General features: G+C 59.8%; 8 protein-coding genes and 1 pseudogene. 3 read left to right on the forward strand and 6 right to left on the reverse strand.

Annotated elements, in window-relative coordinates; genetic code table 11:
- Positions 1-20: 20 nt before the first annotated feature.
- The 5 genes and pseudogenes from I9H07_RS11445 to I9H07_RS11465 all read right to left on the reverse strand — a co-directional run bounded on the left by I9H07_RS11445 (position 21) and on the right by I9H07_RS11465 (position 5,689).
- Positions 21-1,136, reverse strand: a complete 1,116-nt coding sequence (locus I9H07_RS11445) for an MDR/zinc-dependent alcohol dehydrogenase-like family protein (RefSeq protein WP_058390920.1) — start codon at positions 1,134-1,136, stop codon at positions 21-23.
- A gap of 29 nt (positions 1,137-1,165) precedes the next feature.
- On the reverse strand, positions 1,166-1,921 hold the full coding sequence (locus tag I9H07_RS11450) for an SDR family oxidoreductase (RefSeq protein ID WP_236423951.1): 756 nt from the start codon (positions 1,919-1,921) through the stop codon (positions 1,166-1,168).
- Between the two features lie 242 nt (positions 1,922-2,163).
- Positions 2,164-3,174, reverse strand: coding sequence for a substrate-binding domain-containing protein (locus tag I9H07_RS11455; protein ID WP_024671934.1), 1,011 nt, complete (start codon positions 3,172-3,174; stop codon positions 2,164-2,166).
- Between the two features lie 52 nt (positions 3,175-3,226).
- A pseudogene (locus I9H07_RS11460) lies at positions 3,227-4,205 on the reverse strand (ABC transporter permease).
- On the reverse strand, positions 4,202-5,689 hold the full coding sequence (locus tag I9H07_RS11465; protein WP_236423949.1) for a sugar ABC transporter ATP-binding protein: 1,488 nt from the start codon (positions 5,687-5,689) through the stop codon (positions 4,202-4,204). Before I9H07_RS11465 ends, I9H07_RS11460 begins: the two are co-directional and overlap by 4 nt.
- Before the next feature lie 281 nt (positions 5,690-5,970).
- On the opposite strand from I9H07_RS11465, the gene rpiB reads away from it, so the two are divergent.
- The 3 genes from rpiB (at position 5,971) to I9H07_RS11480 (ending at position 9,917) form a co-directional block, all read left to right on the forward strand.
- Complete coding sequence (gene rpiB / locus I9H07_RS11470) at positions 5,971-6,432, forward strand: ribose 5-phosphate isomerase B (protein WP_058824510.1); 462 nt, start codon at positions 5,971-5,973, stop codon at positions 6,430-6,432.
- A 63-nt stretch (positions 6,433-6,495) separates the two neighbouring features.
- On the forward strand, positions 6,496-7,476 hold the full coding sequence (locus I9H07_RS11475) for a sugar-binding transcriptional regulator (protein WP_024671932.1): 981 nt from the start codon (positions 6,496-6,498) through the stop codon (positions 7,474-7,476).
- A gap of 65 nt (positions 7,477-7,541) precedes the next feature.
- A complete protein-coding gene (locus I9H07_RS11480) occupies positions 7,542-9,917 on the forward strand; it encodes a membrane-bound PQQ-dependent dehydrogenase, glucose/quinate/shikimate family (RefSeq protein WP_058390923.1) in 2,376 nt (791 codons plus the stop codon).
- Between the two features lie 70 nt (positions 9,918-9,987).
- On the opposite strand, the gene I9H07_RS11485 is transcribed toward I9H07_RS11480, so the two are convergent.
- A complete protein-coding gene (locus I9H07_RS11485; RefSeq protein ID WP_024671930.1) occupies positions 9,988-10,761 on the reverse strand; it encodes a helix-turn-helix transcriptional regulator in 774 nt (257 codons plus the stop codon).
- Between the last annotated feature and the right edge of the window lie 293 nt (positions 10,762-11,054).

Raw genomic sequence — 11,054 nt, forward strand, 5'->3', positions numbered from 1 at the left:
TCTTATAAGGATCGGGTGGGTTACGGTTCCAGTACCACCTTCAGGGATTTGTCGCCGCGCTCCATGACCGCGAAGGCTTGCTTGAAATCGGCGAGGGCGAACTTGTGTGTGACCACGTCGCGCATGTCGATCTTGCGGTTGCCGATGAAATCGATGGCCCTCGGGTACATATACGGCCCCAGGTGTGAGCCGAGTACATCGAGTTCCTTGCGGTCGCCGATGATCGACCAGTCCACGGTGGCTTCGTCGTTGAACACGCTAAACTCGACGAAACGCCCCAATTTGCGCAGCATCGCCAGGCCCTGATTGACCGCCTTGTGGTGCCCGGTGGCTTCTATATAAATGTCGCAGCCATAGCCGTCAGTAATTTCACGGATTTTCGCCAGCACGTCGACTTCGGCCGGGTTCCATACTTCATCTGCGCCCATGCGCAGGGCGAGGGCGGCGCGCTCGGGTTTCATGTCGAGCACGATGAGCTTTTTGGGATTGCGCATACGCACTGCGCCAATGATCCCCAACCCCAGCGTACCGGCCCCGGCGACCACCACGATGTCATCGAAATCGACGTTGGCGCGTTCGGCGGCGTGCAGTGAGCAGGCGAGAGGTTCGATCAGGATCGCCTCATCCGGTGCGATGGAATCCGGCACCTTATGGATGATGCCTTCTTTGGTAAAAATCATGTACTGGGCCATGGCGCCCTGTACGTTGTTCTGGAAACCGTAGAGGTCGTGCTTCTGGCACATCCAGTACTGACCGTGGTTGCAGAAACGGCAGCCCCAGCATGGCACGATCTGTTCGGAAATGACCCGGTCACCGACCTGCACGCCACGTTTTTCGGCACCGGGGCCGAGCGCAACCACCCGGCAGACGAATTCGTGACCGGGAATCATCGGAGGTTTGACGTAGCGCGGCTGCTCGGCATCGCCCCAGAACGACGGCGCACCGCGATAGGTCTTGATATCGCCCATGCAGATACCGCACAGCTCGACTTTGGTGAGGATTTCGTCAGGACCGGGCGTGGGTACGTCGACGGTTTCCAGTCGATAGTCTTCCGGGCCGTAACACACCACCGCCTGCATGGTGGCCGGAATGACGGGAGCAAGCTGTTCGGCAGTGCGTTGGATAGCGGTGGACATGACGATAAACCTCGCGACTGAAAGATGAGTTACTGGATGCTGTAGCCGCCGTCGATCACCACGTTTTCGCCGGTGATCATGCTCGCGGCATCGCTGAGCAGGTACAGCGCCAAACCGGCGATCTCTTCGGGCTGGGCGAAGCGTCCGGCCGGGATCTGTGTCTTGGCGCGTTCGCCCGCTTCGCCGGCCCAGGCTTTCTTGCCCAGCGCGGTTTCGACGATTGTCGGCGAAATGGCGTTGACGTTGATGTGTGGTGCCCACTCCATGGCTAGCACTTTGGTCATGCCGACCACTGCGGCCTTGCTGGCGCAGTAGGCGACGTGTCGGTCAAGACCAATGACGGCGGCCTGAGAGGCAAGATTGACGATGCGCCCGCTGCCTTGGGCCAGCATGTGCCGGGCGCAGGCCTGCGCGACGAAGAAGCTGGCCTTGAGGTTGATATCCAGCGTCGTGTCCCAGGCTTCTTCACTCACATCGAGCGCCTTGTCGAGCACCGCGACGCCCGCGCTGTTGACCAGGTAATCGAGGCGTTGGAAATGCTCGAATACCGTGGTGATGGTGCTGTTGACCTGCTCGATCCGGCGCAGATCGACGGCGATGCCGATGTGCCCGCTGCCGAGGCTGGCGGCTACGTCTGCCACCGCCGTGTCGCGGTCCAGCAGCGCCACCCGCGCACCATGCTCGACCAGCAGGCGGGCGCAGGCCAGACCGATCCCGGCGGCGCCGCCGGTGATGACGGCGCAACGTCCAGTGAGATCGAAGGCCTTGTTCCAGAATTCAGACATTGATATGACTCCCGTAGCGCTGGTTGACTGATGATTCGTCACGTTCTGCGTTACAAATCCATGCTTTACCGCACACTCAAGGTCAGGTGCAGAGCGTCCGGAACGGCGCTACCACGCTGGAGCGTGGGAGCGATAGACGAGAGCTGTCGGACCGGACACTTCTCGTTCCTCACGCTCCGCGTGAGAATGCCGTTCGTGACGCTCCGCGTCACACACCTGCGGCGCTCTGCGCGCTCCCCGGCTTACTTGCCGCCGCTGACCTGCTGGTACAGCGCGTCGGCATTGGCATCGGTCACCGGCACCCACGGCAGGATGTAGTTCTTGTCGGTGCCGTCGCCCCATTTGACGTCCTTGGCGTAGCGTTCCCAGATCACTGATTTGGGCTTGTAATCCTTGCCAGCCAAGGCGCGCAGCGCAACATCGAGGGCGCCCTGGGATTGCGCCTGGGCGTCTTGCAGGAAGGTGGTGATTTCGTTTTTCTTGGCCGCCTGAATGGCGTCGGGCATGCCATCGATGGAGGTGATCGGTACATCCTCAGGCTTCAGGTTGCGGGATTTCACCGCCTGCAGGGCGCCAAGGGCCATGTCGTCGTTCTGCGAAATGATCCCGGAGATGCCACCGTTAGGGTGCGCGTTCAGCCAGTCCTCAGTGAGGGCCAGCGCTTCGGCACGGGACCAGTTGGCGGTCTTCATTTCGATGATCTTGATGTCCGGGTGTTTCTTCAGCACTTCCATTTCGCCTTTTTCCCGGTCGATCTGGGCCGACTGGCCAATCGGGCCCTGGATGATCACCACGTTGCCCTTGCCGTTGAGCTTGTCGACCATAGCTTGTGCCTGAAGGCGACCACCCTCGACATCGTCGTTGCCGACATAAGGCACCTTGGCACTGGCCACCCGGGTATTGGAGGCGATTACCGGAATGTCGCTTTCCATCGCCCGTGCGACAGTACCGATCCCGGCCTTGGTATCGATGGGCACGAAAATGATCGCGTCGAAGTGCTGGGTGATCATCGTTTCAATCTGGTTGTTCTGGGTCAGCGCGTCGTAGTTGCCGTCAAACACGGTGATCTGCACCGTGCCGTCCTTGACCGCCGGGTGCTGCTTGAGCTCACGCACCCAGTTCTGCATGAACTGGCCCTTGAGGCCATACACCGCCGCGCCGATCTTGTAGGTTTTGCCGTCGGCCGCCAGAGCGATGCTGCTGGCAAGCAGGGTCAGCGCCGCGACAGCGGCCAGAGATTTACCGAATTTCATGATGAGCACCTCGTTATTGTTGTAGTCAGTCGGTCATTCAGATGAAAAGGGACTAGCGTTTCTTCTTGCGCCACACGTCAATCAGTACCGCGAACACGATAATCAGACCCTTGGCGACTTGCTGGTAATAGGACGACACGCCCAGCAGGTTAAGGCCGTTATTGATGACGCCGATCAGCAGGGCGCCGAACAGCGTGCCGACGATGCTGCCGGTGCCGCCAGACAGGCTGGTGCCGCCGATCACCACTGCGGCAATCGCGTCCAGCTCATACGACATGCCCGCCTGGGGCAGGGCGGAGGTGGTTCTCGCCAGACAGCACCACGCCTGCCAGCCCCGCCAGCAGCCCGGACACCACGTACACCGAAAACATCACCTTGCGCACGCCGATCCCCGAGGTCCGCGCGCTCTTTTCGTTGCCGCCCACGGCGTACACGTAACGGCCGTAGGTGGTGTAGCGCAGCACCATCCAGAAGATCAGTGCGACCACGGCGAAGATGATGATCGGCACACCGATCGGACCGACCTTGCCGATGCCCAGCGCCAGGTACTCTTCAGGCAGGTCGGTAACCGGGCTGCCGTCGTTGAGAATAAACGTCATGCCGCGGGCAATACTGAGCATGCCCAGCGTGGCCACGAATGGCGGGATCGACAGGTTGGCGACCATGAAGCCGTTGACCACCCCGAGCATCGCCCCGGCGAACATCCCCGCGCTGACCGCTGCGAGCAGGCCGTAACCCTGGGTCGCCACCAAAGCGCTGCACAATCCGGCGAAGGCCAGAATCGAGCCCACCGACAGGTCGATGCCTTTGGTGAGAATCACGTAGGTCATACCGACCGCAAGGATGCCGTTGATCGAGGTCTGGCGCAGAATGTCCATCCAGTTGCGCCAGGTCATGAAGTATTCGCTGGCAAACGCCATGACCAGGCACAGCAGGATGAACACCAGCGGCAGGCCAAAACGGTCGAAGGACAATCGCAGACGGCTGCGCGGCTCAACGGTGGCAGGGGCGATAACAGTTTTGCTATTCATGAGGCAAGACTCAGCAAGGCTTCCTGGGAAAGGTCGGCATCGCTGCTGATGGTCACCAGCCTGCCACCCTTGAATACGGCGATCCGGTCACTCAGGCGCAACAGTTCCGGGGCCTCCGACGACACCACGATGGCGGCACCACCCGCGCGCACGAACTGATCCAGCAGGTGATAGATTTCCTGTTTGGCACCCTCGTCGATACCCCGCGTGGGCTCGTCGCACAGCAGGCACACCGGCTGGGTGGAAAGGCATTTGGCGAGCACTACTTTCTGCTGGTTGCCACCGCTCATGGATGACACCGGCAAGTCCAGCGACGTGGTCTTGATCTGTAGCCGACTGACCATGTCTTCGGCCAGTTGCTGTTCCTTGTTCGCGTTGATCAGCGACCAGCGCGACAACTGCCTGTAGGCCGACAGCGCGATATTGGAAAGAATGCTGCCGCTCAACACCAGGCCGCTGTCCTTGCGGTCTTCGGTGACCAGCGACATGCCAGCAAGAATGGTCGCCTTGGGCAGGCCGATGGGCATCGGCTTGCCGCGCAGGGTGACGCTACCGGCGTCCGGGGTGGTCAGGCCATAGATGCAGTTGAGAAATTCGCTGCGACCGGAGCCCATCAGGCCGTATATACCCAGAATTTCGCCGTGCCGCAGTTGCAGGCTGATGTCTTCGAACTCGCCAGAGCGGCTCAGGCCGTCGACGCTCAGGCAGCACTCGGTTTTGCATTCACGACCGGCCTTGTGGTCAATACGCTGCAACTCCTGACCGACGATGCCGCGCACCAGATGCGCACGGTCGATGTCAGCCATGCGCCCACTTTCGACAAAGGCACCGTCGCGAAAGATGCTGTAGTCGTCGGCGATCTGCGCCAGTTCGCTGAGGCGGTGGGAGACGTAGATAATGCCGGCACCGCGTGCGGTCAGCCTGCGAATGGCCTTGAACAGGGTTTGTGCTTCGCGCTCGCCGATAGCCGAGGTGGGTTCGTCCATGATCATCACCTGGCAGTCATGGCTGAACGCCTTGGCAATTTCGACCAGTTGTATCTGCGCCACGCTCAGCCGGTGCATGGGGCTGGTCGCGTCGACGTCGAACTCCAGTTCTTCGAGCAGTTTGCGGGTACGGCGATTCAGCTCCTTGCTGTCGACAATGCAGCCGGCCCGGCGTGGTTCACGGCCCAACCAGATGTTTTCTGCAACGGTCATGAAGGGGATGGGTTCAAGCTCTTGGGTGATCATCGCAATCCCCGCCGTCAACGCTTCAACCGGACGGCTGAATTGCACGGGTTCGCCGTTGAGCAGAATGCTGCCCGCATCCCGCTGGGTGATGCCCATCAGGATGCTCAGGAAAGTGGATTTACCGGCGCCATTGCCGCCACACAAGGCGTGCACACTACCAGCCCGCAATGAAAGGCGGCCGTCGCGCAGGGCAGGGATACCGGCATAAGCCTTGGCGACGTGTTCAGCCTGGAGCAGTAATGGCGTAGCCATTGGCGTGTCCTCGTGCTGTGAATTTCTTATTAGATGCACTGATGTGTTGCTCAGTGATCATATGTTTACCAAATGAAATTCTGATCAGTCAATCTCTTTCATAAAAAACTTCAAGCGACTTTGGATCCTTTGGCAAAACGAGCCTGCAAGCTGTTTTTGACAGGCTTTCTCTAATTCATGCTTGACAGGACAGACATAATGCCCGAGAAATGACTGATCGGAATTTCACGCAATGAACAATTGGTCAGCATCGTATGACCTCGACAGCGGAGCCAGACGCCATGAACACACCTTTCCCGGTGGCTATCGGATGCGATGAAGCGGGTTACGAACTCAAGGAACTGCTCAAAGGTCATATCGAGTCACTGGGCTATCCAGTGACTGACTTCGGCACCCACTCCACCGCGCCGGTGCTTTATCCGGACATAGCGCTGGCGGTCGCAACCGCCATCAACGCCGGGCAGCAGCGGCTCGGCGTGCTGGTTTGCGGCACCGGCATCGGCATGGCCATTTCCGCCAACAAGGTGTTCGGCATCCGGGCAGCGCAAGCGCACGATACTTATTCGGCGGAGCGGGCGCGCAAGAGCAACGATGCGCAGATCCTTTCCATCGGGGCGCGGGTGATCGGCACGGAGCTGGCAAAAAGTATCGTCAAGTCGTTTCTGGAATCAGAGTTTGAAGCGGCGCGCTCCGGGGCCAAGGTCGAGCGTATCAATGCGATTGAGCGTGACGGGCATCAATAGTGGACGGCACGGGGCCGGAGTAGGGAGAATGGGCCTTTGACGCCGAAACGGAAGCCCGCCCACATGAGTGACAGTAGCCAGCGCATGGCCAGCGACATCGACCTGATGACTGAAGTCGCGATGCTTTATTACCTTGAGAACGTCACTCAGGAAGCCATCGCCAAGCGTTTCGACCTGTCGCGAGCAAAAGTCAGCCGGCTGCTCAAACGCGCACGCGATGAAGGCATCGTCGAGGTGCGGGTGTTGCAGCACCCGGCCATGAACAACGAGCTGGAGCTGGCGCTGACAGAACGCTTTCAGCTCGACAGAGCGCTGATTGCGGTCGATCACAGCGATCCCGATACCCAGCGCTCGGCGGTCGCCAGCCTGGTGGCCAACTACCTGAACAAGACTCTGGGCGACGGCATGATCGTCGCCGTCGGCATGGGCCGCAATGTGGGGGCCGTGGCCGATAACGTATTTCTGCCGGTTACGCGCAACTGCACATTTGTCTGCGCGATTGGCGGTTCGCTCAAAGCAGGGGAATACATGAACCCCGACCACATCTGTCGCCGTCTGGCACTGCGTTTCGGCGGCGAAAGCGAAAGCCTGTATGCCCCGGCGCTGGTCGCCAACCCGGAACTGCGCAGCATTCTGATCAGCAACGACACGGTGCGCTCCACCCTGGACCGCGCGCGCCGTGCCGACATGGCGTTGATCGGTATCGGTGATATGAGTGAGAACAGCAACATGGTGCGCATGGGCTGGTTCTCTCCGCAGGAAATAGCTCAGGCCCGTTTATCCGGAACAGTCGGCGACATGATGGGTTACGACTTCATCGACATTCATGGCCAGCCAGCGGTCAACGCCATCCAGGGCCGGGTCATCGGCCTGACCGTGCAAGAGCTCTTCCGCATTCCCGATGTGGTCGCTATCGCCAGTGAAAACACCAAGGCGGCCGCCACGCTGGGTGCGTTGCGCTCGGGGGTGATCAACACGCTGGCGACCACCGTTACCAATGCGCACACCATCCTTGCCCTGGATGATGCGACCCGCAAAAGCTGACGCAACACCCGGTCTCAGGCGTTGTCGCATGACCTGCATCCAATAATAATGACAGGGCAAGGACGATGATTCTGAAAGTGACGAGTATCGCGATGGCGATACTGAGCATGGCCCTGTTGTACATGGGCGCGCAACTGGTGGCCGTCGGCGGTTCTCCCGCGTATTCGATTATCGCCCTTGGCGTGCTGGCGACGGCGGTCCTGCTGTTTCTGAAAAAGAAGTCTGCACTGACGCTGTATGCGCTGATTCTGTGGGGCATCCTGATCTGGATCGTTTACGAAGTCGGCTTCGACAAATGGCAGTGGATTCCCCGAGGTGACGTCTTTGCTCTGGTCGGGCTGTGGCTGGCGCTGCCCTGGGTGGTACGCCCGCTGTATCGCGCACAGTCTGGCGATGACCGACGCCGCTTTCATCCGTTTCTGGGTGGCACGCTCGGTGTGATGCTGGTCATTGTAGTTGCAATGATGTTTTACGATCCGTACCCGCAGCGCGGCCAGATCAACACGGCCGGGGCGTCTCGCAGCGCTGAAACAGCCGGTGATGATTGGGTTGCGTATGGCGGCACCAGTGCCGGTCAGCGCTTCTCGCGCCTTGATCAGATCACGCCAAAAACCGTGGGCAAGCTGTCGGTTGCCTGGGAATACCACACCGGCGACCTGCGTGATGCGGATAAGGATGCCGGTGAATACACGTTCGAAGCCACTCCGCTTAAGGTCAATGACCGGGTTTACGTCTGTACTGCGCACAACGAAGTGCATGCCCTGAATCCGCAGACCGGCGAGCTGGCCTGGAAGTACACGCCGGAGAAAAAACGTTCGTACCTGCAACAGCACCAGACCTGCCGGGGTGTCAGCTATTACTCGGCAGCGATTGGTGCTGCGAGCGGTCAGCCCACGCCAGCGCATTGCTCAAAACGCATCATCACCGCAACCGCCGATGCGCGGCTGGTGGCGCTGGATGCCGATACCGGCAAACTGTGCAGTGATTTTGGCGACGCTGGCGTGATCGACCTGAGCGTCAATATGGGTGAAGTTCGTCCGCACGCCTTGATGCAGACCTCCGCGCCGCTGATTGCCGGTGAGTTGATCGTGATTGGCAGTTCGGTCATGGACAATGGCTACAGCGAGGGGAATCCGTCTGGCGTGATTCGCGCTTATAACGTGGTCACCGGGCAACTGGTGTGGAACTTTGATCCGCTGCATCCGCAGGACAACCGTCCCGTCGCAGCGAGCCAGAGCTACCCGCAGGACACGCCTGTTGCGTGGGCCACCCTGAGTGCAGACGTCAAGAACGGCTTGGTGTATGTACCGTTTGGCAACGCTTCGCCTGACGAAACCGGCACGTTGCGGGACCCTGAAAGCAACACCGAGAAATTCCGTGATGCGCTGGCTGCGCTGGACCTGAACACCGGTGCATTGCGCTGGAAATTCCAGACTTCGCACAACGATCTGTGGGACCGCGACAATCCTTCTCAGCCGTCGTTGCTGGAGCTGGGCAAGGAGGGCAGCAAACAACCAGCGATCCTGGTGCCCACCAAGGTCGGCAATATCTTCGTGCTCAACCGCCTGACCGGCGAGCCGATTGTGCCGGTCGATCAGGTCAAGGTGTCCACTGAAGGCGGTGTGCCCGGTGAACGCTTTGCGCCGAGCCAGCCGGTTTCCAGGCTCAACTTCATCCCGCCAGCGCTGACCGAGAAATCCATGTGGGGGGTTACGCCTTTCGACCAGATGGCTTGCCGGATTACCTATAACAAGCTGCGTTACGACGGTAACCCGTGGACGCCCGCCACCGAGAAAGGCTCGTTGATCTATCCGGGCAATATCGGGGTGTTTAACTGGGGTTCTGTGGCTGTCGATCCGGATCGGCAGATACTCGTCGCAGCGCCTGTACACCTGGCGTACATCTACAACCTGATCAAGCGTCCCGCTCAAGCTGAAGAGAAACGGCTGTTAACCGAAGAAGGCAAGCCGTACTGGAATGAAAATTTCAAGGGTGACTACGCCATCCGCATTTCACGGCTCGCGTCCAGTCTCGGGATTCCGTGTACTGCGCCGCCTTGGGGAAGCATGGTCGGCGCGGACCTGAGCACCGGCAAGACGGAATGGACCCGGCGGGTCGGCACGACCAAGAACCTGAAGACCAGCTTCATGCAATCGCGCTTTCCGATCGGCTTCCCGATGGGGATGGTCGCCCACGGCGGTCCGCTGGTGACCGCTGGCGGGGTAATTTTTCACGGGTCAACCGCAGACAACTTCTTCCGCGCCTACGACATCAATACCGGGAAAGTGCTCTGGGAGCATGAACTGCCGGCTGGCGGCCAGGCCACGCCTTCTACCTACACCGGCAACGACGGTAAACAGTACGTGATCATCGCCGCCGGTGGTCACGGATCGCTGGGGACGACGCTGGGCGACAGCGTGATTGCGTTCCGTCTGGACTGATATCCGGGGCGTCAACAGAGAGGCCATGGACGGCCTCTTTGAGGTTGCCTTGAGGCGACCGGAAAGCGCTTCAATTCCCCGCCATCCAGCGCGCCAGACCATGCCTGCCACTGACACCGAGTTTTGCCGTTGCACGCTTCAGGTAAGTTTCCACCGAACTGTGCTTGACGTTCAGTCGCAGCGCCAGTTCCGCCACTGTACCCCCTGTCAGCAAGCCCAGGCAGACTTCCTGTTCACGGGCAGACAGGGTAATTGCGTCCTGTGCCAGCCTGCCGCTGAACGCCTGATCCAGCGAGCCCGGCTCCGGTTCGACTCGCGCACCTCTAACGCTGGCCTGAGCCAGGCTATGGGCGTGTTGCTCAACCAGTGGCAATAGGGTATCCGACAGGCTTTTGAGCAGTGACAGCTCGGTCAGCGAGAAGGCGCGCAAGGTGGTCAGCCGGTAAAAGCAGATGATTCGGCGCAGCTCGCCGTGGCTGGAGACCAGATTGCACTGATGAGTATTGCGTTGCGGATGTTGCATGCTCGAAGGCGGCTTGAGCTGGATCAACAGCGGGTCCTGCATGTGCAGAATGCTCGACAGCAACGGATGGCCCGTTGAGTCGATGGCGGTGTTGGCATGCTGCAGACCGGCGCCGCCTAGCAGGTGGATATGGCTGACGCTGCCCTGGCGCAGGTCCAGCGTCAATTCACTGAGGTCGAGCCCGTGAACCGGCACTACAGAATGGACCAGTTGCAGCATGCGCCCGGCAAATGTGGTGCAGCCGGTGCTGGAAACCAGACTGGCAAGTTGCAGGTAAAAGCGCGGATCGTCGCTGTATTCGAAGTGTTGCGCCGTGTTCATCTTGATCTTTCCCGATTTCAACCCTGCGAAAAGAGGATCTTGGTCAACTCCTTTCGCGGCGACTACTGATAACCATTACTTATAACAATCGATAGGTCACTGATTCTTTGGGTATTCAGCCTAAGGATTGCGCCTGCGTCTGTAACGAAAAACAGGGACACGCTTAAACCCCGAATTGAACTAACTCCCAGCGATTAATAGCGATACGCCAGTGTCCGGGTTTAAGGGGCCATACAGTGACAGGAGCGCGAGGGCCTAATCCGCGTCTTACCTGTCAAGAAGGACCTTGAGCC

The organism is Pseudomonas syringae (assembly GCF_023278085.1).
In the GTDB taxonomy this organism is placed as follows: domain Bacteria; phylum Pseudomonadota; class Gammaproteobacteria; order Pseudomonadales; family Pseudomonadaceae; genus Aquipseudomonas; species Aquipseudomonas syringae_Q.